Below are 25,853 nucleotides of genomic sequence, written 5' to 3'. Positions count from 1 at the left end.
CCTCGAAGGGCAGGTGTCAGGACTTCGCCCGGCGCGCCAGGCCCAGGGCGTAGTCCGGCCACCACGTCCCGGCGGCCGGGCCGCCCCGGCACTGGCCGTCCGAGTCGCCGGGGCGCTTGATCCACAGATAGGCGTCCACCAGGTCGTCCCCGGTCCGGTCCGTCGGCGGTACGCCGAGGGACCGGCCCGGCGGATTGCACCAGGCCTCCGCCCGGTCGCCCGGGAGGGGGCCGGCGCCGTTGCGGCTGGTGTCCACGGTGAAGTGGGCGCCGCCGAGCAGCCCCGACAGGGTGGCGCCGAAGCCCTTCACCGTGTCGTTCGTCTGGAAGTTGGAGACGTTCAGGGAGAAGCCGTCCGCTCGGGCGACACCCGCCCGGCGCAGCGGCTCCACCAGCTTGCCCGGATCGTCGATCCAGGCCGGGTTGCCCGCGTCCAGATAGACCCGGGTGCGGGGCTGCCGCTTCAGCCGCTCGATGGCCTCGGCGAGCAGCTGGTACCGCTCGTCGTGGTACTGGGCCGGGGTACAGCCGTCCACGATGTGCGGCACCGCGTCCGGCTCCAGGACGACGATCGCGGAGGACTCCCCGAGCGCGGTGGCGAAGGAGTCGATCCAGGTCCGGTAGGCCTGGGCGTCGTGCGAGCCGCCCGCCGAGTACATACCGCAGTCGCGGTGCGGGATGTTGTACGCGACGAACACGGCCGTACGGTTCTCCGCCGCCGCGCCCCGCACCGCGCGGGTGATCTCCGGCACGGGATCGTCCCCGGCCGGCCAGTCCGCGACCGGGCGGTCCGCGATCCGCTTCAGGATCTTCGCGTCCTCGGTCCTGCCCTGCGCCTCGTACTGGCGCACCTGCTTGGCCGCGTCGCTCTCCGGGTCGACCCAGAACGGCGAGCCGCTCGCGGGGGCCGCGGCCTCGCCGCGCGTGGAGGGCGGACCGACGGGGCCCTTCGGGGGCTCGTCCTCGCCGCACCCGGTCAGGAGCAGCGCGGAGACGAGGACCAGGGCGGTGACGGTGCGGCGGGACATCCGGCCCCCAGGGTCGGGTACGGCGAGCACGGCGCTTCGTACGAATGACGGAACAATTCGGGCCATCGTGACATGTCGGTCAGCCGGTTCCGGGCTGCGACACCGCGATCCCGGCGGGGTCCGCCCACACGGCATCCGGTGGCCGGCGACCGAAAGGCGAGACGGGGCTGACCGGCATATGACCAGTCGGTAAGGTCGACGCGTGCCGAAGCCGCTCAGTCTCCCCTTCGACCCCATCGCCCGCGCCGACGAACTCTGGCAGAAGCGCTGGGGCCCGGTCCCCTCGATGGCCGCGATCACCTCGATCATGCGCGCCCACCAGATCCTGCTCGCGGAGGTCGACGCCGTCGTGAAGCCGTACGGGCTGACCTTCGCGCGGTACGAGGCCCTGGTGCTGCTCACCTTCTCGAAGGCGGGCGAGCTGCCGATGTCCAAGATCGGCGAGCGGCTGATGGTCCACCCCACGTCCGTGACGAACACGGTGGACCGGCTCGTGAAGTCCGGTCTCGTCGACAAGCGGCCCAACCCCAACGACGGCCGCGGAACGCTCGCCTCCATCACGGAGAAGGGCCGCGAGGTGGTCGAGGCGGCCACCCGCGACCTGATGGAGATGGACTTCGGGCTCGGCGCGTACGACGCGGAGGAGTGCGCCGAGATCTTCGCGATGCTGCGCCCGCTGCGGGTCGCGGCGGACGACTTCGAGGAGAAGTAGGCCCTCGTACCGCGAGGGCCGACCCGCGCGAAGATCGCCCGGAACGTGCCGTTACGCTCGACGGCATGAAATCCAGCGTGCTGACCCGTTACCGCGTCATGGCGTACATCACCGCCGTCATGCTGCTCGTGCTGTGCACCTGCATGGTCTTCAAGTACGGGTTCGACATGGGCGAGGACGTGACCTTCGCGGTCTCCCAGGCCCACGGTGTCCTCTACATCATCTACCTCGTCTTCGCCTTCGACCTGGGCTCCAAGGCCCGCTGGCCGTTCGGGAAGCTGCTCTGGGTCCTGGTCTCGGGCACGATCCCCTTCGCCGCGTTCTTCGTCGAGCGCAAGGTCGTCGCCGAGACGCTGCCGCTGATCGGCGGCGCGCGGCCGGAGCCGGTCAAGGCCTGACACGGACCCCCGCACTGATGTGCGGGGGTTTCCCATCGACATTTACTAGGACGTCCTAGTAAATTCGAAGCATGGACGCTGACGCGATCGAGGAAGGCCGCCGTCGCTGGCAGGCCCGTTACGACAAGGCCCGCAAGCGCGACGCCGACTTCACCACGCTCTCCGGCGACGCCGTCGAGCCGGTCTACGGGCCCCGGCCCGGCGACACCTACGAGGGGTTCGAGCGCATCGGCTGGCCCGGCGAGTACCCCTACACCCGGGGACTCCACGCGACCGGCTACCGCGGCCGGACCTGGACCATCCGCCAGTTCGCCGGCTTCGGCAACGCCGAGCAGACCAACGAGCGCTACAAGATGATCCTGGCCGCCGGCGGCGGCGGCCTCTCCGTCGCCTTCGACATGCCCACCCTCATGGGCCGCGACTCCGACGACCCCCGCGCCCTCGGCGAGGTCGGCCACTGCGGTGTCGCCATCGACTCCGCCGCCGACATGGAGGTCCTCTTCAAGGACATCCCGCTCGGCGACGTCACCACCTCGATGACGATCTCCGGCCCCGCCGTGCCCGTCTTCTGCATGTACCTGGTCGCCGCCGAGCGTCAGGGCGTCGACCCGGCCGTGCTCAACGGCACGCTCCAGACCGACATCTTCAAGGAGTACATCGCGCAGAAGGAGTGGCTCTTCGAGCCAGAGCCCCATCTGCGTCTCATCGGCGACCTGATGGAGCACTGCGCGCAGGGCATCCCCGCGTACAAGCCGCTCTCCGTCTCCGGCTACCACATCCGCGAGGCCGGGGCGACGGCCGCGCAGGAGCTCGCGTACACCCTCGCCGACGGCTTCGGCTACGTCGAGCTCGGCCTCAGCCGCGGCCTCGACGTGGACGTCTTCGCCCCCGGTCTGTCCTTCTTCTTCGACGCCCACCTCGACTTCTTCGAGGAGATCGCCAAGTTCCGCGCCGCCCGCCGCATCTGGGCCCGCTGGATGAAGGAGGTCTACGGCGCCAAGACCGACAAGGCCCAGTGGCTCCGCTTCCACACCCAGACCGCCGGTGTCTCCCTCACCGCCCAGCAGCCGTACAACAACGTCGTACGGACCGCCGTGGAGGCCCTCTCCGCCGTCCTCGGCGGCACCAACTCCCTCCACACCAACGCCCTCGACGAGACCCTCGCGCTCCCCAGCGAGCAGGCCGCCGAGATCGCGCTCCGCACCCAGCAGGTGCTGATGGAGGAGACCGGCGTCGCCAACGTCGCCGACCCGCTCGGCGGCTCCTGGTACGTCGAGCAGCTCACCGACCGCATCGAGGCCGACGCCGAGAAGATCTTCGACCAGATCAAGGAGCGCGGCCGCCGCGCCCACCCGGACGGGCAGCACCCCATCGGGCCGATCACCTCCGGCATCCTGCGCGGCATCGAGGACGGCTGGTTCACCGGCGAGATCGCCGAGTCCGCCTTCCAGTACCAGCGGTCCCTGGAGAAGGGCGACAAGCGGGTCGTCGGCGTCAACGTCCACCACGGCTCCGTCACCGGCGACCTGGAGATCCTCCGCGTCAGCCACGAGGTCGAGTGGGAGCAGGTCCGGGTCCTCGGCGAGCGCAAGGAGCGCCGCGACGACGCCAAGGTCCGCGCCTCGATCGACGCCATGCTGGCCGCAGCCCGGGACGGCTCGAACATGATCGCCCCGATGCTGGACGCCGTCCGCGCCGAGGCCACCCTCGGCGAGATCTGCGACGCGCTGCGCGACGAGTGGGGCGTCTACACGGAGCCCCCGGGCTTCTGACGGTCCCACTGACGTGTCAGGGGCGGTACGGGAACTCCCGTACCGCCCCTCTCTCTTTTCGAGGTTCTCAGCCGCGCGCGGCCGCCGCCGCTCCCAGGCCGCCCACCAGGAGCGCCGAGAGCCGCGCCACCCACGGCTCGTCGACCGGCTCCGCGCTCACCAGCGCGCGGTGCACGACCGCGCCCGCGATGACGTCGAAGATCAGGTCGTCGGTGGCGTCCACCGCGACCGGGTCCCGGTCCGCCGGGAGCTCACCGCGCCGCTGCGCCCGTATCCGGCCCTCCAGGACGAGCCGCTTCTGCCGGTCGACGATCGACGCCCGTATGCGCTCGCGCAGCGGTTCGTCACGGGTCGACTCGGCCACCACCGCCATCAGGGCCGTCTTGGTCTCGGGGCGTTCGAGGAGGGCGGCGAACTGGAGCACGACATGCTCGATGTCGGCCTGAAGGGAACCAAGGTCGGGCAGTTCGAGTTCATCGAAGAGAACGGCGACGGCGTCCACCACGAGCTCGCTCTTGTTGGCCCAGCGGCGGTACAGGGTCGTCTTCGCGACCCCGGCCCGGCCGGCGACGTCACCCATCGTGAGCTTGGACCAGCCCAGCTCGACCAGGGCCGCGCGGGTCGCCTCCAGGATGGCCGTGTCGGCCTCGGTGGAGCGGGGGCGCCCGGTACGGCTGCTGCGGTTGGTGCGGCTACACATGAACGTCGACCATACCCGCCGGTAGGTACGGCGCCAGAGGGCCGTCGTGTGAGCCAGTTCACCGTACGGATCGGGCCCGCGCCCTCCCCACGGCTCTCCCCGGAGAGTTACGCTACGACCTGTAGCGAAAGGCATTGAGCGGCCTGAGCGACAACCATGGCACCGGGTGGGGACCCGGTGCACGGCATCGGGTGGGGACCCGGTGCGAACCGAAGACGAAGAACCGTGTCGCCCCACGTCTCGCACACCGGCGGGAGACGTGCGGACGGCACGGTTCAGCCATGACTTACCGGTTACGCGCGCGGAAGGGGGAGGATGTACGTATGCAGCCCCGAAACATGTCCATGAGCGGCGTCGTCGACCTCGCCGCGGTGAAGGCGGCCGGAGAGGCCAAGGCGAAGGCGGAGCAGACGCGCGCCGAAGCCGCCCGACAGGGTGGCCCCGCCGCCGTGCCCCCGTCCGCCCTGGTGATCGACGTCGACGAGGCGGGCTTCGAGCGCGATGTGCTCCAGCGCTCCGCCGAGGTCCCGGTCGTCCTCGACTTCTGGGCCGAGTGGTGCGAGCCCTGCAAGCAGCTGAGCCCGCTCCTTGAGCGGCTCGCCGTCGAGTACAACGGCCGCTTCCTGCTCGCGAAGATCGACGTCGACGCCAACCAGATGCTGATGCAGCAGTTCGGCATCCAGGGAATTCCGGCCGTTTTCGCGGTGGTCGCCGGTCAGGCGCTGCCGCTCTTCCAGGGCGCCGTGCCCGAGGCCCAGGTCCGCGAGACCCTCGACCAGCTGATCCAGATCGGCGAGGAGCGCTTCGGTCTGACCGGCATCGTCGTCGACGCGAGCGGCGCGGGCCCCGACGGCGGTACGGCCGCGGCCGCGCAGCCCGTCGGCCCGTACGACGCACTCCTCGAAGCGGCCATGTCCGCGCTCGACGCGGGTGATCTGGCCGGCGCCGTCCAGGCGTACAAGAACGTGCTCGCCGACGACCCGGCGCACCCGGAGGCCAAGCTCGGTCTGGCCCAGGCCGAACTCCTCGCCAGGGTGCAGGACCTCGACCCGGCCGCGGTCCGCAAGGCCGCCGCCGACGGCCCGGCCGATGTGACCGCGCAGATCGCCGCCGCCGACCTCGATCTGGTGGGCGGTCATGTGCAGGACGCCTTCGGGCGCCTCGTGGAGACCGTGCGCCGCACGGTCGGCGAGGACCGGGACGCGGCGCGGCTGCGGCTCCTTGAGCTCTTCGAGGTGATCGGCGCCGACGACCCGCGGGTCACGGCGGCCCGGCAGGCCCTGGCGCGGGTGCTGTTCTAGCCCCCGGCCGGTGCGCCCGGTCGTCCGACGATTTGGCAGCAGGGTGACAAAAGGCGGCCGCGCTTTACCAAAACTTGGTAATCGCGGCCGCTGTTACTTGCAGTAAATCGAACTCGTGAGTCTGTCCGTATTCTTCCGGCCATCTGACGATATTCACCTCCACTCGAACGTACCCTCTGTGCCCGTTCGACCCCGCCCCGCCATGGCGTGGTTATCCACCCGTTACTAGCCAGTAACGAACCCCCTTGTGCGGGCGCCCGGAATGGACCACGATCGGCGACGCTCGGTCCGAACCGCACCACCCCGGCAACCACCGGGACGCGGCGAGGGTCCCCACCGGGCGGACCGGTGTTCCGGCACCGGTCGTGGACAGGGGGGTTCCCGCTCTCACCGAACGGGGCCTGTCCAATCAGGTCGCGCGCCAAGGCGCGGCCCATGGTTGTCGCTCGGGGGTGATCGCCGGTGATTCGGACGCGCAGCGCGCCGCCTGATGCCTCGGCGCTCTCCTTCCCGAGGACGTAGCTCTTCTCCCATCCCAGGACGGGCCCCCGGCCCTTCCGGAGATGTACGTCCGAGAAGGAGGAATTCTCATGAAGTCCCAGGTTCGTGGCGGGACCCGATGGAAGCGGTTCGCCGTCGTCATGGTCCCGAGTGTGGCCGCGACGGCCGCGATCGGTGTGGGCCTGGCCCAGGGTGCGCTCGCCGCGTCCTTCAGCATCTCCGGCCAGGAGTTCAAGGTTAAGGCGAAGAGCCTCGAAGGCTACGACTTCGTCCAGTACGGAAGCGTTGACGCCGGCAAGGACCTTGAAGGCAAGCCCTTCGCGGCCCCCGTCGCGGTCTCCGGCTTCTCCGAGGCCTACATCACCGAGATGTGCCAGTCGGTCGTGACGCCGAAGGTGCCGTTCATCGGTGACGTCACCCTTCAGCTGACCGCGGGCACCGAGGGTGCCAAGGACCCGAAGAAGCGCGTCTACGCCAAGGACATCTACCTCGATGTCTCCTCGCTGAAGTCGGACGCCGAGTTCGAGAACATCGACATCGGCGTGGCCACGGGTGCGCTCAACGCCGAGGACAACAACAAGCCCGGCGTCGCGCCGGGCACGCCCCACGACAGGGTCAACCTGAACGGCTTCGCTCAGCGTGCCGAGAAGGCGAACCTCAACAACGTCGAGCAGAAGGCCTGGGCGACCACGGCCGCGACGTTCAAGCTCCCCAACCTGAGCCTGTCCCTGCACCGGGGCACCTCGAAGGAGTGCTTCAAGGACTGACCCGGTCCCAGGGTGTGGGCCGCCGCGGCGGCCCACACCCGCTCCGGGGTTCGCCCCGCTTCTCTACCTTTTCTCAGCAACACCGCTTCCAGGGAGCTGTTTCCATGAGCGCCGAGACCCCTGCCTCCCGCGAAGTCCCCAAGAAGGAGAACCGGTTCAAGGTCTGGCGGCAGACCCGGCCCTTCTGGGCGGGACTGTTCACGATCATCGGTGGTGTGCCGATCGCCTACCTCCCGTACGGGGACATGCGGCTCGGCAACGTCACCCTCGCCATGAAGACGACCGCCGGATCCGCCGCGCTCATCATCGGAGTGCTGCTCATCACGCTCGGGTTCACGATGTGGTTCCAGTCCATCGTGCGGGTCTTCGCGGGCATCGCGACCATCGTCCTCGGGCTGGTGTCCATCCCGGTGTCGAACTTCGGTGGTCTGGGCGTCGGGTTCCTGTTCGCCCTGATCGGAGGCGGCATGTCCGTCGCCTGGGCACCTGCCCCACCGGTCGATGAGACCGCCGCGGCAGAGCACGACCGTGAGCCGGAGGCCTCGGAGGAGGCCACGCCCGCGCACGAATCCGAGACGGAGGCCGTGTTCGCGGCCGGATTCCCGGAGCAGCGTGAGGCGCACGAGCCGGCGACCGACACGACGATCGACGCCAATGGCGGGAGGAACAGTGCGGGGTGACGAGACTCAGTCGGCGCTCGCGAAGGAGGGCCCGCGGCACGCGGCCCCGCGCAAGTCGCTGCTGAACAGGATCCAGGGCCCCGCGGGCAAGGCGATGGCGCTGGCCGCCATGCCGACCGCGGTGTTCGTGGGCATGGGCCTCACGCCCAAGCTCGCCCTCGCCGACGAGAAGGACATCCCCTTCGCGCCCGGCCCCTGCGTGACCCGCTCGGACGAGCCGACGCCGGAGGCCACGGAGACGACGAAGCCGGCCGAGACGGCGAAGCCGACTCCGACCGCCACCCCGTCCTCGACGCCCTCGGCGACCGCGACGGCCACCCCCACCGCCACCGCGACCCCGACCGCCACCGGGACCCCGACGCCGACCGCGACGGAGACCGGAGAGGCGGCCACGCAGCAGACGCAGGAGCAGGCGAACAGCACCGCCGCGCCCACCGCGACGCCGACACCGACGGCCACACCCACGCCGACGAAGTCGAAGAACCCGCTCGACCCGCTGGGTGTCGGTGACGCCCTCAAGGACCTGTTCGACGGACCGGACCCCGAGCCGACGGCGACGCCCACCACGGCGGCCCCGACGACCCAGGCACCCACCCCGAGCGCCACCGCGACGGCCCCCGCCGACGAGCCGGCCGCGACCACTCCGCCGACGTCGACGGCCGCGCCGAAGGCGACCGCCGACCCGGGCGCGGAGACGACGAAGCGGAAGATCGAGAAGGCCGCCGAGGAGGCGGGCGCGAAGGTCCAGGAACTGCCGGAGAGCGCCAAGGGCCTGGACGCCAAGAAGGACGAGTCCATACCCGACGGCGCCAAGCCCCGGTTCCCGTGCCCCGAGCTGGACCCCGAGGCGCTCGCTGCGGCCGAGCTGGAGCCGGGAATCCCGCTGCTCCCGGACGAGCCGTGGCGTCTTGAGAGCACGCTGCTCACCCTGAAGGGCCTCAAGTACCACGGCATCGTCGAGGTGAAGACGGGCAGCGGCAAGATCAAGAAGGTCCTGAAGTTCACGTCGACCGGCATCGACATCAAGGACCTGCACCAGCTGACGGTCCACTCCGAGGGCCGCACGGGTCACGTCCGCTCCGACAAGGGCTCGACGTCGACCATCACCGACGGCACGGTGACCATGTACACGGAGGAGCTGAAGGGCAACCTCTTCGGCATCATCCCGATCACCTTCAGCCCGGAGGCCCCGCCCCCGCTGGACGTCCCCTTCGCCTTCTTCACCCAGGTGAAGCTCAAGCAGGCGGGCCAGTTCGGCGGCACCCTCAAGGTCCCGGGCCTCCGCAACACGATCGAACCCAGCTGACGGCCTGCCCCCTTCCGGGAGCCGTGAACTGTTGTGGGGCCGGACTCGATTCGAGTCCGGCCCCACGACTGTTTCGCAAGGAGCCGTTCCAGATTCAGGTCGGCTACCTCCGCGAGCACATGGACGCCTTCGCGCTGGGCCTGGCGAACGCGGTCTCCGAGGCCACCCGCCCGTCCTAGGGCTCGGTCCCGAAGACCGGTGGGCCGCACCCCCTCTCAGGGGGTGCGGCCCACCGTCGTGTGTCCGGTGCGGGACGTCAGTCGCGCTCGCCGCCGCCCAGGTGGTGGACGCGGACCATGTTCGTCGTGCCGGGGACGCCGGGGGGCGAGCCGGCGGTGATGACCATGATGTCGCCGGCGTTGTAGCGCTGGAGCTTCAGGAGCTCGGCGTCCACCAGGTCGACCATCGCGTCCGTGTTGTCCACGTGCGGGACGACGAAGGACTCGACGCCCCAGCTCAGGGTGAGCTGGTTGCGGGTGTTCTCGTCCGTCGTGAAGGCGAGGATCGGCTGCTGGACGCGGTAGCGCGAGAGGCGGCGGGCCGTGTCGCCGGACTGGGTGAAGGCGACCAGGGCCTTGCCGCCCAGGAAGTCGGCGATCTCGCAGGCCGCGCGGGCGACGGAACCGCCCTGGGTGCGCGGCTTCTTGCCCGGGACCAGGGGCTGGAGGCCCTTGGAGAGCAGCTCCTCCTCGGCCGCCGCGACGATCTTCGACATCGTCTTCACGGTCTCGATCGGGTACGCGCCGACCGAGGACTCGGCCGACAGCATGACCGCGTCCGCGCCGTCCAGGATCGCGTTGGCGACGTCGCTCGCCTCGGCGCGGGTCGGACGCGAGTTGGTGATCATCGACTCCATCATCTGGGTCGCGACGATGACCGGCTTGGCGTTGCGGCGGCACATCTCCACGAGGCGCTTCTGCACCATCGGGACCTTCTCGAGCGGGTACTCGACGGCGAGGTCGCCACGGGCCACCATGACCGCGTCGAAGGCCGCGACGACGGCCTCCATGTTCTCGACGGCCTGCGGCTTCTCCACCTTGGCGATGACGGGGACCCGGCGGCCCTCCTCGTCCATCACCTTGTGGACGTCCTTGACGTCGTCGGCGTCGCGGACGAAGGAGAGGGCGACCATGTCGCAGCCCATGCGGAGCGCGAAACGGAGGTCGTCGACGTCCTTCTCCGACAGGGCGGGGACGTTGACCGCCGCGCCGGGCAGGTTGATGCCCTTGTGGTCGGAGATGACACCGCCCTCGACGACGATCGTCTTGACCCGGGGGCCCTCGACCTCGACGACCCGCAGCTCGACGTTGCCGTCGTTGATCAGGACCTGGTCGCCCTTGGAGACATCGCCGGGCAGGCCCTTGTAGGTGGTGCCGCAGATGGACTTGTCACCGGGGACGTCCTCGGTGGTGATGGTGAACTCGTCACCGCGCACCAGCTCGACCGGGCCCTCGGCGAAGGTCTCGAGACGGATCTTGGGGCCCTGGAGGTCGGCGAGCACGCCGACGGCTCGACCGGTGTCCGCGGAGACCTGCCGGACGCGGTCGTACCGCTCCTGGTGTTCCGCCTGGGATCCGTGGCTGAAGTTGAATCGGGCCACGTTCATGCCGGCCTCGATGAGAGCCTTCAGCTGCTCATACGAGTCGACGGCGGGGCCCAGCGTGCAGACGATTTTGGAACGGCGCATGAGGCGGATCCTATCGGTTTGTTTCGCTGCGGAATATTCCGGCTGGCGGAAAGTACAAATGGGCGCGGGGTCGCTCAGGCGTTCACTTCTCCGAGGGTTTTTCCGGGCATTTCTCCGGGTGCTTCGCCGGATGCTTCTCCGGGGGCGAGCCGGGCTTCGCCGCGTGCTTCTCCACCCACCAGAGCGAAGGCCTGACGGGCGATCTCCAGCTCCTCGTCCGTCGGCACCACGGCGACCGCCACCCGCGCGTAGTTCGGCGAGATCAGCCGTGCCTCGTCCGACCGCACCGCGTTGAGGCCCGTGTCCACCGCGAGCCCCAGCTCCTCCAGGCCCGTGATCGCAGCCTCTCGCACCGGGGCCGCGTTCTCCCCGACCCCCGCCGTGAACGCCACCGCGTCCACCCGGCCGAGTACCGCGTAGTACGCCCCGATGTACTTCTTCAGCCGGTGGATGTAGATGTCGAAGGCGAGCGCCGCCCGCTCGTCGCCCTCGTCGATCCGGCGGCGGATCTCCCGCATGTCGTTGTCGCCGCAGAGCCCCACCAGACCGGACTTCTTGTTCAGCAGTACGTCGATCTCGTCGGCCGACATGCCCGCCACCCGCTTGAGGTGGAAGGTGACCGCAGGGTCGATGTCGCCCGAGCGGGTGCCCATGACCAGGCCCTCCAGCGGCGTCAGGCCCATCGAGGTGTCCACGCACCGGCCGCCCTTCACCGCGGAGGCGGACGCGCCGTTGCCCAGGTGCAGCACGATCACGTTCACCTCCGACGGTTCCTTGCCGAGCAGCCTCGCCGTCTCCCGTGACACATACGCGTGCGAGGTGCCGTGGAAGCCGTACCGCCGGATCCGGTGCGCGTCGGCCGTCTCCACGTCGATCGCGTACCGCGCCGCCGACTCCGGCATCGTCGTGTGGAAGGCCGTGTCGAAGACCGCGACCTGCGGCAGGTCGGGGCGGAGCGCCGTCGCCGTACGGATGCCCGTGAGGTTCGCCGGATTGTGCAGCGGCGCCACCGGCACCAGCCGCTCGATCTCCGCCAGCACCTCCTCGTCGATGACCGTCGGCTCGGTGAAGCGCAGCCCGCCGTGCACCACCCGGTGGCCGATCGCCGCCAGCTCGGGGGAGTCGAGCCCGAGCCCGTCCGCCGCCAGCTCCTCGGCGACCGCCTTCAGCGCGGCGGCGTGGTCGGCGATCGGGCCGTTCTTCTCGCGCTTCTCGCCGCCACCGCCCTGGAGCGGGGTGTGCACGAGCCGCGAGGTCTCCTCGCCGATGCGCTCCACGAGCCCCTGGGCGAGCCGGCTGTCGTCGCGCATGTCGAGCAGCTGGTACTTCACCGACGACGAGCCGGAGTTGAGGACCAGTACGCGGGTGGGATTCGTCATGCCGGGGACTCCTGACCCTGGGCGGGGACCTGGGACTGGATCGCCGTGATGGCGACCGTGTTGACGATGTCGCTGACGAGCGCGCCGCGCGAGAGGTCGTTCACGGGCTTGCGCAGACCCTGGAGCACCGGGCCGACGGCCACGGCGCCGGCCGAACGCTGCACGGCCTTGTAGGTGTTGTTGCCGGTGTTGAGGTCGGGGAAGATCAGCACCGTCGCCTGCCCCGCCACCTCCGAGCCCGGCAGCTTCGTCGCCGCGACCGAGGGCTCGACGGCGGCGTCGTACTGGATGGGCCCCTCGATCCGCAGCTCCGGGTGCGCCTCACGGACCAGCTTGGTCGCCTCCCGCACCTTGTCGACATCGGCGCCGGAGCCCGAGGTGCCGGTCGAGTACGAGAGCATCGCTATCCGCGGTTCGACGCCGAAGCGGGCCGCGGTGGCCGCCGACTGGGCCGCGATGTCCGCGAGCTGCTCGGCGTTCGGGTCGGGGTTGACCGCGCAGTCGCCGTACACGAGGACCTTGTCGGCGAGGCACATGAAGAAGACCGAGGAGACGATCGAAGCCTCCGGCTTGGTCTTGATGATCTCGAAGGCGGGGCGGATCGTCGCCGCCGTGGAGTGCACCGAACCGGAGACCATGCCGTCCGCCAGACCCTCCTGGACCATCAGCGTGCCGAAGTAGTTGACGTCCGAGACCACGTCGTACGCCAGCTCCACGGTGACGCCCTTGTGGGCCCGCAGCGCCGCGTACTTCTCGGCGAACGAGTCCCGCAGTTCCGAGGTCGCCGGGTCGATCAGCTGGGTGTCGGCGAGCGCGATGCCCAGGTCGGCGGCCTTCTTACGGATGATCTCGACGTCGCCGAGCAGCGTCAGGTCGCACACGTCACGGCGCAGCAGCACATCGGCGGCGCGCAGCACCCGCTCCTCCGTGCCCTCCGGCAGCACCACCCGGCGCCGGTCGGCGCGCGCCTGCTCGATGAGCTCGTGCTCGAACATCATCGGGGTGACCCGGCCGCTGCGGGCCACCGAGACCCGCTTCAGCAGGTCGGCCGTGTCCACATGCCGCTCGAAGAGTCCGAGGGCCGTCTCCGCCTTGCGCGGGGTGGCCGCGTTCAGCTTGCCCTCCAGGGCGAAGAGTTCGGTGGCGGTCGGGAAGCTGTTGCCCGGTACGGAGATGACCGGGGTGCCCGGCGCGAGACGGGCCGCCAGGGTCAGGATCTCGTCGCTGGGCCGCTCGTTCAGGGTGAGCAGCACACCGGCGATCGGCGGGGTGCCGGCCGAGTGCGCGGCCAGCGCCCCGACGACCAGGTCGGCCCGGTCCCCGGGGGTGACGACCAGACAGCCCGGGGTCAGCGCGTTGAGGAAGTTCGGCAGCATCGCGCCGCCGAAGACGAAGTCCAGCGCGTCGCGCGCGAGGCCCGCGTCGTCGCCGAGGACCACGGAGGCGCCGAGCGCGTGCTTGATCTGGGCGACGGTGGGCGCGGCGAGCGCCGGCTCGTCCGGCAGGACGTAGCAGGGCACGGGCAGCCGGGCGGTGAGCCGCTCGGCGATGGCGTCCCGGTCCTCGCCCGCCACCCGGTTGACGATCATCGCGAGCACGTCGCAGCCGAGTCCGTCGTACGCCCGGAAGGCGTTGCGCGCCTCGGACCGTACGGACTCCGCCGACTGGTCCTTGCCGCCGACGACGGGGATGACGGAGGCGCCGAACTCGTTGGCGAGCCGCGCGTTGAGCGCCAGCTCGTCGGGGAGCTGGGTGGCGGCGAAGTCGGTGCCGAGGACGAGGACGACCTCGTAGTCGCGGGCGACCGCGTGGAAGCGGTCGACCAGCTGCGACACCAGCTCGTCGGTGCCGCGCTCGGCCTGCAGCGCGGAGGCCTCGTGGTAGTCCATGCCGTAGACCGTCGAGGCGTCCTGCGTGAGCCGGTAGCGGGTGCGCAGCAGGTCGAAGAGCCGGTCGGGACCGTCGTGCACCAGCGGCCGGAACACCCCCACCCGGTCCACCTGGCGGGTGAGGAGCTCCATGACTCCCAGCTCGACGACCTGGCGGCCGTCACCGCGGTCGATCCCGGTCACGTACACGCTGCGCGTCACGCCGTGGTCTCCTGTCCAGTCCTGCGGAAAACGGGACTCACGGAGCCGGGGCGAGGGGTGCCCTCGCGGCACGCTCGCGGCCCGTACGCCGACCGACGCCGTCATCCCTCGCGTCAACCGGCTGTGCTCAGAAAGCCCCGATAGGGCGGCATTACCCCCTTGACAATACCCCCGCCGATGGTTAGGTCGCCCGCCGGACGAAGGGCCCGGAACCGTGGGACGAAAGGCCTCCCGGGCCGCTCCGGAACGGACGCGCGGAACGGCCGTGAGCGCGCCCCTCGGGCCGGGCGTGGGAGAATCGCTGTGGCTCACAAAGGAACGCGACCGAGCAGGAGACACAGCACGATGCGCATCGGAGTTCTCACCGCAGGCGGCGACTGCCCCGGCCTGAACGCAGTGATCCGGTCGGTCGTGCACCGGGCGCTGACCGGCCACGACGACGAAGTCATCGGCTTCGAGGACGGGTTCAAGGGCCTTCTCGACGGCCACTACCGCCCCCTCGACCTCAACGCCGTCAGCGGCATCCTGGCCCGCGGCGGCACCATCCTCGGGTCCGCGCGTCTGGAGCGGAACCGGCTGGCCGAGGCCGCCGAATCCGCCCCCGACCTGGCCCGCGAGTACGGCATCGACGTCCTCATCCCGATCGGCGGCGAAGGCACCCTGACCGCCGCCCGGATGCTCTCCGACGCCGGCATGCCCGTCGTCGGCGTCCCGAAGACGATCGACAACGACATCTCGTCCACGGACCGCACCTTCGGCTTCGACACCGCCGTCGGTGTCGCCACCGAGGCCATGGACCGCCTCAAGACCACCGCCGAGTCCCACCAGCGGGTGATGGTCGTCGAGGTGATGGGCCGCCACGCCGGCTGGATCGCGCTGGAGTCCGGCATGGCCGGCGGCGCGCACGGCATCTGCCTCCCCGAGCGGCCCTTCCAGGTCGACGACCTGGTCAAGATGGTCGAGGAGCGCTTCGCCCGCGGCAAGAAGTTCGCCGTCATCTGCGTCGCGGAGGGCGCCCACCCGGCCGAGGGCTCGATGGAGTACCAGAAGGGCGAGATCGACCAGTTCGGTCACGAGCGCTTCCAGGGCATCGGCAACCAGCTCGCCGTCGAGCTGGAGCGGCGCCTCGGCAAGGAGGCCCGCCCGGTCATCCTCGGCCACGTCCAGCGCGGCGGCACGCCGACCGCGTACGACCGGGTGCTCGCGACCCGCTTCGGCTGGCACGCGGTGGAGGCCGCGCACCGCGGCGAGTTCGGCAGGATGACGGCGCTGCGCGGCACGGGCGTCGAGATGGTGCCGCTGGCCGAGGCGGTCACCCGCCTCAAGACGGTCCCGGAGGACCGCATCCGCGAGGCGGAGTCCGTCTTCTAGGGCGCCTGCCGTCTTCTCACCCGAGTGGCCCCGACCGTCCCCCCGTGGACGGTCGGGGCCACTGCGCTGTGCCCGGCATCACCCCTGGAAATGCCGGGTTCCACTCTTGAGCCGAAGCGTGAGATCAACAAGGCTTGGGGCTGTCCCGGACATGTCCCAACTCATGTCCGGCGGAGTTCGGTGGGCTCGTTCGAAGGGAAGAGGCGCGGATGACACCGGGGCGGCACACTCCTGACCCGCGGGAGGCACGCACCCCCGCCGAGTTCCTCGCGCGCCTCCAGGCCCTCAAGGACTGGTCGGGCCTGACCTACCGCGAGCTCTCGGCCCGCGCGGAGGCACGCGGGGACGTCCTGCCCCGGTCCACCGTGGCGAACATGCTGGCCCGCGCGACCCTGCCCCGCGAGGAACTGCTGACCGCCTTCGTCCGCGCCTGCGGGGTGACGCCGGCCGAACTGGAGGAGTGGCGGACGGTACGGACGGAGCTGGCGGGACGGGGGGCGTACGGGGCTGCCGAGGCACCCTTGGACGAGCCTCCGGAGACGGCGGGGCCCACTGAGGCGCCGGATACGGCGGAGAGCTCAGGTACGCCGGATACGGCGGGTACGTCAGAGGCGCCCGGGACGGCGGGTACGTCAGAGGCGCCCGGGACGGCGGGTACGTCAGAGGCGCCCGGGACGGCGGGTACGTCAGAGGCGCCCGGGACGGCGGGTACGTCAGAGGCGCCCGGGACGGCGCGTACGTCAGAGGCGCCCGAGACGGTGGAGACGGTCGGCCCACCGCCCTCCTGGCCCGGACGCGAGACCGGCGCCCAGCCACCGGGAGCCACGTCCGGCACCTCGTCCCGCATACGGCGCGCGCTCGTCGCCACCGTCGCCGTGGCCGGGCTCGTCCTCGCCGGGGCCAGCGTCGTCGCCCTCCTCCGCGACGGCGGCACCGGTCCCGCGGGTCAGCCGCCCCGTACCGCCACCGCCGTGGCCCCCGCCGCCGGAGACGTACGCATCCGGGTGGCCGGCACCGACTTCTGCCTCGCGGAGCGGCGCGGCACCCGCACCGGGCAGGTCCATCAGGCGCCGTGCGCCGAGTCGGACTTCCCGCTCTACTCCCTCGCCACGGTGGGCACCGGCCGGTGGAGGATCGTCTCCGACCACCCCGACTTCGGCCCCGGCTGCTCCGGCATACCCTCCGGCGGCCGGATACCCGACTCCGCGTACGAGGACTCCGAGTGCGGGGACCCCAGTCGGGTCGAGGCCTTCGCCCTGGAGCCGTACGGCACTCCCCAGGGCCCCGTCCGCGGCTACCGGATCGTCCCCGTCGGCTCCGCGACGCCGGGCACCTGCGTCACCGTCGTCGGCGACCGCAAGGCCGCCTGGGCACGACTGGCCCAGGCGCCCTGTACGCCGGACGGGGCCGGCCAGCTCTTCTCCTTCGACCGGCGCGACTGAGCGGGAACCGGAACGGGGTCAAGGACTCAGGACCGGGACGTCGAGCGCGCTTCTGGCGACGCTCACGGCCTCCGGCCGGCAGTTCGTCTCGGGATCGCCCTTGGTCCTGAGCGTGACCGAGACGCGTACGGTGAGATTGCTGTCGCGCAGGTGCAGGACGCAGTCGCCCTCGCCTTCCGAGACGACCGCCCAGTACGCCTCGTCGCCGATGTCCAGGTCCGCGGTGGCGCCGTCGGCCGACTGCGCGGCGTGCTCGGCCTTCTGGCGGTCCGTCGCCTCACCCTGCTTGCCCGTGGGGACCTTGAGGTTCCACCAGATCTCGGCGCTCTCGGCCTTCGACCCGGTCGACCTCCCCGTGGTCCAGGAGCAGCGGATCTCCGGGCCGTCGGAGCGGGTGACGGAGAAGTCCCGCTCCGGCTGCCGCTCGTACGAGGGGAGTGCGGGGTTCGCCTCCTGGCAGGTGGGCAGGGTGCGGTACCTGTCGGCGCCCGGGTCCTGCCTCAGCAGGAAGTACCCGCCGACCCCCGTCCCCGCCACGACGAGCAGCCCCGCGGCGACGAGCGCGACGGTCCTCCCGCGCCCTCGCCGCCGCGGCTGCTCCTGAGGAGCAGGAACGGACGAGGGCGCGGGGATTCGCGCGGGCGCCGTGACCGTCGGCTGTGCGGCCGGCTGTGCGGTCGGCTGTGCGGCTGGCTGTGCGGTCGGATGGGCCGTGGGATGGACCATCGGGTGAGCCGTCGGGTGGGCCGTCGGCCGGGCAGGCGTCTCGGGCACGTCCGTAGGGCGAGGCGGCGGCACGACGACCGTGGGGGTCGGGGCCGGTACCTCGCCGAGCAGCGCGGCGATACGGCTCTGCTGGTCGGCCACCAGGGCGTGGACCGCCGGGGGCCAGACGCGGGCGGCCGGCGGGACCGGGCCGAGGAGTCCGATCAGCCGGGCCGGCGTGGGCCGGGCGGCCGGGTCCTTGGCGAGGCACTCCTCGACGATCCCGCGCAGCCCCGCCGGCACCCGGCTCAGATCGGGGGCGTTCTGCACCACGTTGGTGAGCGTCTGGAAGGTCGACGTGCCGGCGAACGGGGACGCGCCGGTCAGCGCGAGGACCAGGATCGCGCCGAGCGAGAACACATCGCTCGCGGGGGTCAGCTCCCGGCTCTCCGCCTGCTCGGGCGACATGAACGGCGGCGAGCCGATGACCCAGCCGGTCTGCGTCAGCTGCGTCGGCTCGGCCGAGCCCGCGGGCTCCACCGCCCGCGCGATGCCGAAGTCGATGACCCGGACCCCGTCCTCCGCGAGCAGGACGTTCTCGGGCTTGAGGTCGCGGTGGATCAGCCCCACCCGGTGGATCTCGACCAGCGCCGTCGCCAGGCCCAGGGCGAGCCGGCGCACGGCCGCCTCGGGCAGCGGACCGGTCTCCCGGACCGCCGCCCCCAGCGAGGGTCCGGTCACGAACACCGAGGCGAGCCAGGGGAGGGCGGCGTCCGCGTCGGCGTCCATCACGGCCGCCGTGTAGGCGCCGGAGACCCGGCGGGAGGCGGCGACCTCGCGGCGGAAGCGGGCCCGGAAGTCGTCGTCGGACGCGAAGCGGGCGTGCACCTGCTTGACGGCGGCGAGCCGGCCGTCGTGGGCCGCGCCCAGGAGCACACGGCCCATGCCGCCGTGGCCCAGCTCGGCGAGCAGCCGGTACGGACCGACCTCGGTCGGCTCGGAGTCGTCGAGCGGTTTCATCCCAGTCCCCCCACGGCACAGGCCCCCCATGGCGCCGTAGCGCCGCACGTCCGCCGAGATCCTACTGACCCCGGCACGGCTCTCCCCGCAGTCCCTAGGGCCTCTCGACCAGGCGGGCCCTGAGGGCCGTCACCGCCGTCGGGGCGAGCCCGACGTGACCGGTGACGTACGCGTCCACGGAGCCGTACCGGGCGCGCAGGTCGGCGAGGAAGAGCCGGATGATGTCGGCGGGTGCCCGGCCGTAGCCCGGCCAGCGCAGCTCGCGGCCGGGGTGGGAGGCCCGCCAGTCGGCGATCAGCCGTTCCGTGGCCAGCTCGGTGAGCGCGAAGTCCGCGAGGATCTCCTCGTCCGGAACGCCCAGGAGGGCGAGGACGACCGCGGCCAGCAGCCCCGTACGGTCCTTCCCGGACGCGCAGTGGAAGACGAGCGGACCGTCGGCCGCGGCGATGACCTCCAGGGCCGTACGGAGTTCCACCGCGCCGTCCTCGGCGACCTCGGCGAACCGGTCGGCGAGGTAGCGCCACGGGTCGAGGTCCGGGTCGATCTCCGCCTGGTCGTAGGGGCGGTGCTCGATGGAGAGGTTGTGCCAGGAGACGCCCTCGGTCTCCGGGAGACGGCCCTTGGCGGCGATCTCCCACGGGTAGCGCAGGTCGATCACCGTGGTCACGTCGAGTGCGCGGAAGCGCTCCAGATCGGTGGGTCCGGCGTCCGCGAGCTTGGCGAGGGAGTCGGAGCGGTAGAGGGTCTCCCACCGCACGGTCCCGCCGTCGGCGGTCCGATAACCGCCCAGGTCACGGAAGTTGTGGAGTCGTTCGAAGGTTATGTGTCGTCTCACGGCGCCAATGTACGGCGCGGGGTGCGGATTCGCGCCGGGGTTCCGGCGGCCGACTAGGAGCCGACTGCGGCCCAGAAGTGTCCGGTGATGTCGTCGAGATAGGCGCGGCCCTCGTCGCCCGTGGCGGCCGAGGCGCCCCAGCTGCTGGTCGCCGCCATCCGGGCGTGGTAGTCGGTGTGCAGCCGCTGGAGGGCGTACTCCAGGGCCTGCCTGGGCAGCGGCAGCATCTTCACCGCCGGTTTCACGTACGCCTGCCAGCGGGTCGTGGTGGCGTCCCGCAGCAGCTCGGCGAGGCGCTCGTCGCCGCCGGTGGCCGTGATCAGGGCGCGCGGGCCGAGACCGAGGACCTCGGCGAGGGCGGCCGTCTGGCGTTCGGTGCCGCGCCAGCGGCCCTCGTCCTCCATGCGCTGGTACGCGTGGGCGGCGACGCCGACCCGCCGGGCCAGCTCCTCGGGGGCGAGGCCGCGCGCCATCCGGTGCTCCCGGAGCGTGGTGGCGGCGGCGATGAGCTCGGCGGGGGCACACCACAGGACGCCCGCGAGGGCGGTGAGTTCCTGCTCGCTCGGGAGGGCCCGGCCGCGTTCCCAGGCGGCGACGGTGTCGGGGGTGACGAAGAGGCCGTACTGCGCGCGCAGGCCGTACGCGACGTGGCCGGGGGTCATGCCGAGCCCCTCGCGGAAGCGCCGCGCGGCCAGGGCATTGAAGGGTGGTGAGGGTTGGTGCACCCGGTCACCGTAGGTGCGGAGGGTGACGGCTGGCTACGGTGCGTTCGCCCAACATGTGAAGTCGTAGGAACGTGGGAACCGATCGGTAACCGCGGGTGGCGGGAGAGAAGACGATCAGTGACCGCGGGCGGGGCCGTCGAGCCAGCGGTACTGGAGCTCCGGCCGTCCGATCTGACCGTACTGCGGGGCGCGTACGGCCCGGCCCTCGGCCACCAAATGTTCGAGGTAGCGCCGCGCGGTGATCCGGGAGATCCCGACGGCCGTCCCGGCCTCGGCGGCGGTGAGCCCGCCCGAGGTGGACCGGAGGGTCCGGGTGACGGACTCCAGGGTGGGAGCGCTCAGGCCCTTGGGCAGGGTGGTGGGGTGCGGGGCCCGGAGGGTGGCGAGCGCCCGGTCGACCTCCTCCTGCCCGGAGGCCTCGCCGGCGGTCGCCCGGAACTCGGCGTACCGGGCGAGCCGGTCCCGCAGGGTCGCGAAGGCGAAGGGCTTGAGGACGTACTGGACGACCCCGAGCGAGACGCCCTCACGGACGATGGCCAGGTCGCGGGCGGAGGTCACGGCGATGACGTCGGCGGAGTGCCCGGCGGCGCGCAGCGCGCGCAGCAGCTGGAGGCCGTGGCCGTCGGGCAGATAGAGATCGAGCAGGATCAGATCGACGGGCGTCCGCTCGAGCACGCGCACGGCGGCGGCCCGGGAGTGGGCGACACCGACGACGGTGAACCCGTCGACGCGCCCGGCGTAGAGGGCATGGGCGTCGGCGGCGACGGGATCGTCCTCGACGACGAGCACCCGCAGGGGAGCGGTACTCACGAGACCACCTCCGTGGCATCGCACGGGGGCGGGGTGCCGTCACCGCTCGGCCCGGAGGCCGGGGCTGCCGGGGCTGCCGGGAGGGCGTCGGCGCCTGCGGCGTCTGCGTCTGCGGCGTCGGCGCCTGCGTCTGCGCGGGCGTCGATGTGTGCCGCGGCCGTCGCCGTCGCCGTCACTGTCGGCGGGATGGTGGGTGGGATGGTCGGCGGGTGGTGGTGCGTCGGAGTGGACCCGGTTGTGAGGACGGCCGACGGTGCCGCCTCTGCCCCCGCCTCCCGCGGCGCCGGCGTCGGCGCGGGCGGTCGTGCCGGCGTCGGCACCGGCAGTCGTACGGGCGCCGGGCCCGGCAATGGCAGTCGCACCGTGAACTTCGCCCCGCCCCCCTCCGCGTCCGTCACGTCCAGCGTGCCCGCCGCCCGGGAGACCGCCTGGCCCACCAGTGCCAGGCCCAGGCCCCGGCCCGGGCCCCGGGTGGTCCAGCCCCGGCCCAGGACCGCGTCGCGGTCGGCCGGGCGGACGCCGGGGCCGGTGTCGGCGACCCGGAGGAGCAGTTCGCCGTCTCCCGTGCGCGCCGCGACCGTGACCGTCACGCGCGCGTGCGGGGTGCCGCCCACCGCCTCCACCGCGTTGTCGATGAGGTTGCCGAGGATCGTCACCAGGTCCCGGGACGGCAGCGCCGCCGGTACCAGGCCGTCGTCGATGCGGCTGTCCTCCGTCAGGACCAGCTCCACGCCCCGCTCGTTCGCCTGCGCGGCCTTGCCGAGCAGCAGCGCCGCGAGCACCGGCTCCCCGACGGCGTCCACGACCCGGTCGGTGAGCGCCTGGGCCAGCTCCAGCTCCGCCGTCGCGAACTCCACCGCCTCCGCCACCCGGCCCAGTTCGATGAGCGACACGACGGTGTGCAGCCGGTTCGCCGCCTCGTGGGCCTGCGAGCGGAGTGCCTCCGTGAACCCCCGCTCCGAATCCAACTCGCCCGACAGCGCCTGGAGTTCCGTACGGTCCCGGAGCGTGGCGACGGTGCCGCGCCGCTCCCCGCCCACCACCGGCCGGGTGTTGACGACCAGTACCCGGTCCGCCGTCAGATGCGTCTCGTCGACCCGCGGCTCAGAGGACAGCAGCGCGCCGGTCAGCGTCGCGGGGAGGCCGAGTTCCGCCGCCGGACGGCCGACGACCCCCTCGTCCAGGCCGAGCAGCTCCCGCGCCCCGTCGTTGATGAGCGCGATCCGCCGCCGTCCGTCGAGCATCACGAGCCCTTCGCGGACCGCGTGCAGCGCGGCCTCGTGGTAGTCGTGCATCCGGCTCAGTTCCGTCGCGTTCATGCCGTGCGTGTGGCGCCGCAGTCGCGCGTTGACCACGTACGTCCCCGCCCCGCCGAGCGCGAGCGCCGCGCCCGCCATGCCGAGCAGCGCGGTGACCTGCTCCCGTACCTGCTCGCTGATCTTGTCGATCGTGATGCCCGCGCTGACCAGGGCGACGACGCGGCCGCCGTCGAAGACCGGTGCCACCGTCCGTACGGAGGGACCGAGCACCCCCAGGTGGGTCTCGGAGTACGTCCGGCCCGCCGCCGCCTCCTCGATGTGACCGAGGTACGTCCGGCCGATCTGCTCCGGCTCGGGGTGGGTCCAGCGCGTGCCGTCCGGCGCCATGATCACCACGAAGGCCACGCCCGCGTGGCGGCGCAGCGCCTCGGCGTACGGCTGGAGCGCCGCCGTGGGGTCGGCGGAGCGGGCCGCGGCGACCACGGAGGGGGAGTCGGCGACGGCCGCGGCGGTCGCGGTGGCCTGGCGCCGTGCGGTCTCCTCGGCCTGTGTCCGGTCCGTGACGTATGCGAAGACCGCGCACCCGGCCACGACGACGGCCACGAGCACGACCTGCATCGCGAAGAGCTGGCCGGCCAGGCTGCGGGGGTGGGGGAGGGGGAAACGCATGCGGGTAAGTGTGCACGTGGGACGGGGCGCCGACGCATTGCGTTCCCGAATCGTTCCCTCGCCGCCCTCCCCGTCCGACCCTTTACCGGCCTCCTTGCCGCCCCCTCACCGTCCGCCCCGTCCTTCCCGTCCGACCCTTACGTACGGTTCGGTCGTGAACGAAACGTACGTAACCGTGACCCCGGTCACAGGCTGATGGATGCTCTCGGAGTCCACCGGGACGTGGACACCCATCAGCACGAGGAGGACCCCGTGGCCGCACGACGGGACCGTACGCACTATCTGTATCTGGCCGTGATCGGAGCCGTGGTGCTCGGCATCGCGGTCGGGTTCCTGGCGCCCGGCGTCGCCGTCGAGCTGAAGCCGCTGGGCACCGGCTTCGTCAATCTGATCAAGATGATGATCTCGCCGATCATCTTCTGCACGATCGTGCTCGGCGTCGGATCGGTCCGGAAGGCCGCGAAGGTCGGCGCCGTCGGCGGTCTCGCCCTCGGCTACTTCCTCCTCATGTCGACCGTCGCCCTCGGGATCGGCCTCGTCGTCGGCAACATCCTGGAGCCCGGCTCCGGTCTCCACCTCACCAAGGAACTGGCCGAGGCCGGCGCCAAGCAGGCCGAGGGCGCGAGCGAGTCCACGCCGGAGTTCCTGCTCGGGATCATCCCCACGACCATCGTCTCCGCCTTCACCGAGGGCGAGGTCCTCCAGACCCTCCTCGTCGCGCTGCTCGCCGGTTTCGCGCTCCAGGCCATGGGCGCGGCGGGCGAGCCGGTTCTGCGTGGGATCGGGCACATCCAGCGGCTCGTGTTCCGCATCCTCGGCATGATCATGTGGGTCGCGCCGGTCGGCGCGTTCGGCGCGATCGCGGCCGTCGTCGGCGCGACCGGTGTCGACGCGCTGAAGTCTCTCGCCGTCATCATGATCGGCTTCTATCTGACCTGCGCGATCTTCGTGTTCGTGGTCCTCGGGACGCTCCTCCGGCTGGTCGCCGGGCTCAACATCTGGACCCTCCTCAGGTACCTGGGCCGCGAGTTCCTGCTGATCCTCTCCACCTCCTCGTCCGAGTCCGCGCTGCCGCGGCTCATCGCGAAGATGGAGCACCTGGGTGTCAGCAAGCCGGTCGTCGGCATCACCGTGCCGACCGGCTACTCCTTCAACCTCGACGGCACCGCGATCTACCTCACGATGGCCTCGCTCTTCGTCGCCGAGGCGATGGGTGACCCGCTCTCCGTCGGTGAGCAGATCTCCCTGCTCGTGTTCATGATCATCGCCTCGAAGGGGGCGGCGGGTGTCACCGGCGCCGGTCTCGCCACCCTCGCGGGCGGCCTCCAGTCGCACCGGCCCGAGCTGGTCGACGGCGTGGGCCTGATCGTCGGCATCGACCGCTTCATGAGCGAGGCGCGCGCGCTGACCAACTTCGCGGGCAACGCGGTCGCCACGGTGCTCGTCGGCACGTGGACGAAGGAGATCGACAAGGAGCGGGTGGCGGAGGTGCTGGCCGGGCGGGTGCCGTTCGACGAGAAGACGCTGGTGGACGACCATGCGCCGGCCGGTGACGCGCCGGTCCCGGATCAGCGGGCGGAGGAGGGGGAGGAGAAGGCGCGGGCGGGCGTCTGACGGCGTGGGGCCGGGGCCGCTGCGCGGGGTGGGGAAGAAGCCCCGCGCAGCGGCACCGGACCCGCCCCCGCCCCCCCCGCACCCGCAGCGCCGCCCGCTCCCCCGAACACCCCCCCCACAGTCAGGTCCCGGGCCTTGAGCCGGATCCGGGGCCCGAGGGAAGGGCGCCTCCGCACGGGGGCGCCCTTGCCGCGATACCCGACCCCGGCTCACGGCCCGTCCAGCTCCGCCACCTCCTCCTCCGTCAGCACCAGCGCCCCCGCCGCCGCCGAGTCCCGTACCGACTCCGGCCGGCTCGCCCCCGGGATCGGCAGGACCGTCTCCGAGCGGGCGAGCAGCCACGCCAGCGCCATCCGCTGCGGGCTGACCCCCCGCTCCCGCGCCACCCGGTGGAAGGCCCCGAACTCCGGGTCCGCCTCCTGGGCCGAGGCGCCGTCCAGGGTGCTGCGCGAGATGCCGCCCAGGGGGCTCCACGGCAGGAAGGCCAGTCCCAGCTCCGCGCAGAGCCGCAGTTCCGCCTCGCTCGTGCGGACCGCCGGCGAGTAGCGGTTCTGTACGGAGACCAGCCGGTCGCCCAGGATCTCGCGGGCGAGCAGGATCTGGTCGACGTCGACGTTGGAGATCCCGGCGAGCCGGACCGTACCCGCGTCCAGCAACTCCCGTATCGCGCCCAGGGATTCGGCGTACGGGACGGCCGGGTCCGGCTTGTGCAGCTGGTAGAGGCCGATCGGTGCGGAGCCGAGCCGTCGCGCCGACGCCTCCGCCGCCCGCCGCAGGTGCTCGGGCCGCCCGTCGACGGTCCAGCCACCGTCCGCCGTACGGCCCCGCCCGCCCTTCGTCGCCACGAGTACGCCGTCCACGCCGCCCCCGTACGAGGCGAGGGCCCGCGCCACGAGCAGTTCGCCCTCGCCGGGCGTGCCGCTCGGCGGGTGGTAGGAGTCGGCGGTGTCGAGCAGCGTCACGCCCGCGTCGAGGGCGGCGTGCACGGTGGCCACGGCCCGCGCCTCGTCCGGCCGGCCCTCGACGGAGAGCGGCATGGTGCCGAGCCCGACGGCCCCGACCCGTACGTCGCCCAGCATCCGC

21 protein-coding genes are annotated in these 25,853 nt (G+C 71.9%); 10 read left to right on the top strand and 11 right to left on the bottom strand.

Going from position 1 to position 25,853, the window contains the following annotated elements:
- Positions 1-16: 16 nt before the first annotated feature.
- On the bottom strand, positions 17-1,027 hold the full coding sequence (locus N5875_RS12130) for a glycoside hydrolase family 6 protein (protein ID WP_338493544.1): 1,011 nt from the start codon (positions 1,025-1,027) through the stop codon (positions 17-19).
- A 202-nt stretch (positions 1,028-1,229) separates the two neighbouring features.
- Here N5875_RS12130 and N5875_RS12125 point away from each other — a divergent pair, with 202 nt between their 5' ends.
- The 3 genes from N5875_RS12125 to N5875_RS12115 all read left to right on the top strand — a co-directional run bounded on the left by N5875_RS12125 (position 1,230) and on the right by N5875_RS12115 (position 3,909).
- Positions 1,230-1,739: a MarR family transcriptional regulator gene (locus N5875_RS12125; RefSeq protein ID WP_055601174.1), complete on the top strand. Its 510-nt coding sequence runs from the start codon at positions 1,230-1,232 to the stop codon at positions 1,737-1,739.
- 65 nt (positions 1,740-1,804) lie between these two features.
- Complete coding sequence (locus N5875_RS12120; protein WP_030321174.1) at positions 1,805-2,137, top strand: DUF3817 domain-containing protein; 333 nt, start codon at positions 1,805-1,807, stop codon at positions 2,135-2,137.
- Between the two features lie 71 nt (positions 2,138-2,208).
- Positions 2,209-3,909: a methylmalonyl-CoA mutase family protein gene (locus N5875_RS12115; RefSeq protein WP_318207841.1), complete on the top strand. Its 1,701-nt coding sequence runs from the start codon at positions 2,209-2,211 to the stop codon at positions 3,907-3,909.
- Between the two features lie 67 nt (positions 3,910-3,976).
- Here the strand turns inward: N5875_RS12115 and N5875_RS12110 are convergent, their stop codons facing one another.
- Positions 3,977-4,609 carry a TetR/AcrR family transcriptional regulator gene (locus tag N5875_RS12110; protein WP_318207840.1) on the bottom strand — a complete coding sequence of 211 codons (633 nt, stop codon included), beginning with the start codon at positions 4,607-4,609 and terminating at the stop codon, positions 3,977-3,979.
- 323 nt (positions 4,610-4,932) lie between these two features.
- Between N5875_RS12110 and N5875_RS12105 the strand changes: the two genes are divergently transcribed.
- The 4 genes from N5875_RS12105 to N5875_RS12090 all read left to right on the top strand — a co-directional run bounded on the left by N5875_RS12105 (position 4,933) and on the right by N5875_RS12090 (position 9,164).
- Complete coding sequence (locus N5875_RS12105; RefSeq protein WP_338493540.1) at positions 4,933-5,910, top strand: tetratricopeptide repeat protein; 978 nt, start codon at positions 4,933-4,935, stop codon at positions 5,908-5,910.
- A 590-nt stretch (positions 5,911-6,500) separates the two neighbouring features.
- A complete protein-coding gene (locus N5875_RS12100) occupies positions 6,501-7,178 on the top strand; it encodes a DUF6230 family protein (RefSeq protein WP_318207838.1) in 678 nt (225 codons plus the stop codon).
- Between the two features lie 104 nt (positions 7,179-7,282).
- Positions 7,283-7,858: a DUF6114 domain-containing protein gene (locus N5875_RS12095; protein WP_318207837.1), complete on the top strand. Its 576-nt coding sequence runs from the start codon at positions 7,283-7,285 to the stop codon at positions 7,856-7,858.
- Positions 7,833-9,164, top strand: coding sequence for a hypothetical protein (locus N5875_RS12090; RefSeq protein WP_318207836.1), 1,332 nt, complete (start codon positions 7,833-7,835; stop codon positions 9,162-9,164). Before N5875_RS12095 ends, N5875_RS12090 begins: the two co-directional genes overlap by 26 nt.
- Before the next feature lie 256 nt (positions 9,165-9,420).
- Here the strand turns inward: N5875_RS12090 and pyk are convergent, their stop codons facing one another.
- From pyk to pta, 3 genes are all read right to left on the bottom strand, one after another.
- Entirely contained in the window at positions 9,421-10,851 is a 1,431-nt protein-coding gene (gene pyk, locus N5875_RS12085) for a pyruvate kinase (RefSeq protein ID WP_318207835.1), read from the bottom strand.
- A 74-nt stretch (positions 10,852-10,925) separates the two neighbouring features.
- Positions 10,926-12,230, bottom strand: coding sequence for an acetate kinase (locus tag N5875_RS12080; RefSeq protein WP_338493537.1), 1,305 nt, complete (start codon positions 12,228-12,230; stop codon positions 10,926-10,928).
- Positions 12,227-14,320 carry a phosphate acetyltransferase gene (gene pta / locus N5875_RS12075; protein ID WP_318207833.1) on the bottom strand — a complete coding sequence of 698 codons (2,094 nt, stop codon included), beginning with the start codon at positions 14,318-14,320 and terminating at the stop codon, positions 12,227-12,229. Before pta ends, N5875_RS12080 begins: the two co-directional genes overlap by 4 nt.
- A 345-nt stretch (positions 14,321-14,665) precedes the next feature.
- On the opposite strand from pta, the gene N5875_RS12070 reads away from it, so the two are divergent.
- Both N5875_RS12070 and N5875_RS12065 read left to right on the top strand, forming a co-directional pair.
- A complete protein-coding gene (locus N5875_RS12070) occupies positions 14,666-15,691 on the top strand; it encodes an ATP-dependent 6-phosphofructokinase (RefSeq protein ID WP_318207832.1) in 1,026 nt (341 codons plus the stop codon).
- Positions 15,692-15,900: 209 nt separating this feature from the next.
- Positions 15,901-17,133 (top strand): helix-turn-helix domain-containing protein, encoded by a 1,233-nt coding sequence (locus tag N5875_RS12065; protein WP_338493534.1) that lies wholly within the window; start codon positions 15,901-15,903, stop codon positions 17,131-17,133.
- A gap of 18 nt (positions 17,134-17,151) precedes the next feature.
- On the opposite strand, the gene N5875_RS12060 is transcribed toward N5875_RS12065, so the two are convergent.
- The 5 genes from N5875_RS12060 to N5875_RS12040 form a co-directional block, all read right to left on the bottom strand.
- Positions 17,152-18,858, bottom strand: a complete 1,707-nt coding sequence (locus N5875_RS12060) for a serine/threonine-protein kinase (protein WP_338493532.1) — start codon at positions 18,856-18,858, stop codon at positions 17,152-17,154.
- Positions 18,859-18,952: 94 nt separating this feature from the next.
- A complete protein-coding gene (locus N5875_RS12055; protein ID WP_318207829.1) occupies positions 18,953-19,693 on the bottom strand; it encodes a tyrosine-protein phosphatase in 741 nt (246 codons plus the stop codon).
- Between the two features lie 53 nt (positions 19,694-19,746).
- The gene (locus N5875_RS12050; protein WP_318207967.1) at positions 19,747-20,355 is read right to left on the bottom strand and encodes a helix-turn-helix transcriptional regulator; all 609 of its coding nucleotides are present in this window, start codon (positions 20,353-20,355) and stop codon (positions 19,747-19,749) included.
- A gap of 177 nt (positions 20,356-20,532) precedes the next feature.
- Positions 20,533-21,228, bottom strand: a complete 696-nt coding sequence (locus N5875_RS12045) for a response regulator (protein WP_318207828.1) — start codon at positions 21,226-21,228, stop codon at positions 20,533-20,535.
- Positions 21,225-23,156: a sensor histidine kinase gene (locus N5875_RS12040; protein WP_338493531.1), complete on the bottom strand. Its 1,932-nt coding sequence runs from the start codon at positions 23,154-23,156 to the stop codon at positions 21,225-21,227. The genes N5875_RS12045 and N5875_RS12040 overlap by 4 nt, the downstream gene beginning before the upstream one ends.
- Positions 23,157-23,408: 252 nt before the next feature.
- Between N5875_RS12040 and N5875_RS12035 the strand changes: the two genes are divergently transcribed.
- Positions 23,409-24,770: a cation:dicarboxylase symporter family transporter gene (locus N5875_RS12035; RefSeq protein ID WP_318207826.1), complete on the top strand. Its 1,362-nt coding sequence runs from the start codon at positions 23,409-23,411 to the stop codon at positions 24,768-24,770.
- A 209-nt stretch (positions 24,771-24,979) separates the two neighbouring features.
- Here the strand turns inward: N5875_RS12035 and N5875_RS12030 are convergent, their stop codons facing one another.
- Positions 24,980-25,849 (bottom strand): aldo/keto reductase, encoded by an 870-nt coding sequence (locus tag N5875_RS12030; RefSeq protein WP_318207966.1) that lies wholly within the window; start codon positions 25,847-25,849, stop codon positions 24,980-24,982.
- Positions 25,850-25,853 lie beyond the last annotated feature (4 nt).

It is taken from the genome of Streptomyces sp. SJL17-4 (genome assembly GCF_036826855.1).
GTDB lineage: Bacteria > Actinomycetota > Actinomycetes > Streptomycetales > Streptomycetaceae > Streptomyces.
This window is presented reverse-complemented; position numbering and strand designations above follow the sequence as displayed.

Coding starts and splice junctions, on each gene's coding strand:
- pyk (WP_318207835.1), bottom strand. CDS start 10,851: ATGCGCCGTTCCAAAATCGTCTGCACGCTGGGCCCCGCCGTCGACTCG.
- N5875_RS12110 (WP_318207840.1), bottom strand. CDS start 4,609: ATGTGTAGCCGCACCAACCGCAGCAGCCGTACCGGGCGCCCCCGCTCC.
- N5875_RS12100 (WP_318207838.1), top strand. CDS start 6,501: ATGAAGTCCCAGGTTCGTGGCGGGACCCGATGGAAGCGGTTCGCCGTC.
- N5875_RS12115 (WP_318207841.1), top strand. CDS start 2,209: ATGGACGCTGACGCGATCGAGGAAGGCCGCCGTCGCTGGCAGGCCCGT.
- N5875_RS12060 (WP_338493532.1), bottom strand. CDS start 18,858: ATGAAACCGCTCGACGACTCCGAGCCGACCGAGGTCGGTCCGTACCGG.
- N5875_RS12130 (WP_338493544.1), bottom strand. CDS start 1,027: ATGTCCCGCCGCACCGTCACCGCCCTGGTCCTCGTCTCCGCGCTGCTC.
- N5875_RS12040 (WP_338493531.1), bottom strand. CDS start 23,156: ATGCGTTTCCCCCTCCCCCACCCCCGCAGCCTGGCCGGCCAGCTCTTC.
- N5875_RS12050 (WP_318207967.1), bottom strand. CDS start 20,355: ATGACCCCCGGCCACGTCGCGTACGGCCTGCGCGCGCAGTACGGCCTC.
- N5875_RS12095 (WP_318207837.1), top strand. CDS start 7,283: ATGAGCGCCGAGACCCCTGCCTCCCGCGAAGTCCCCAAGAAGGAGAAC.
- N5875_RS12065 (WP_338493534.1), top strand. CDS start 15,901: ATGACACCGGGGCGGCACACTCCTGACCCGCGGGAGGCACGCACCCCC.
- N5875_RS12105 (WP_338493540.1), top strand. CDS start 4,933: ATGCAGCCCCGAAACATGTCCATGAGCGGCGTCGTCGACCTCGCCGCG.
- N5875_RS12120 (WP_030321174.1), top strand. CDS start 1,805: ATGAAATCCAGCGTGCTGACCCGTTACCGCGTCATGGCGTACATCACC.
- N5875_RS12070 (WP_318207832.1), top strand. CDS start 14,666: ATGCGCATCGGAGTTCTCACCGCAGGCGGCGACTGCCCCGGCCTGAAC.
- N5875_RS12030 (WP_318207966.1), bottom strand. CDS start 25,849: ATGCTGGGCGACGTACGGGTCGGGGCCGTCGGGCTCGGCACCATGCCG.
- N5875_RS12080 (WP_338493537.1), bottom strand. CDS start 12,230: ATGACGAATCCCACCCGCGTACTGGTCCTCAACTCCGGCTCGTCGTCG.
- N5875_RS12090 (WP_318207836.1), top strand. CDS start 7,833: ATGGCGGGAGGAACAGTGCGGGGTGACGAGACTCAGTCGGCGCTCGCG.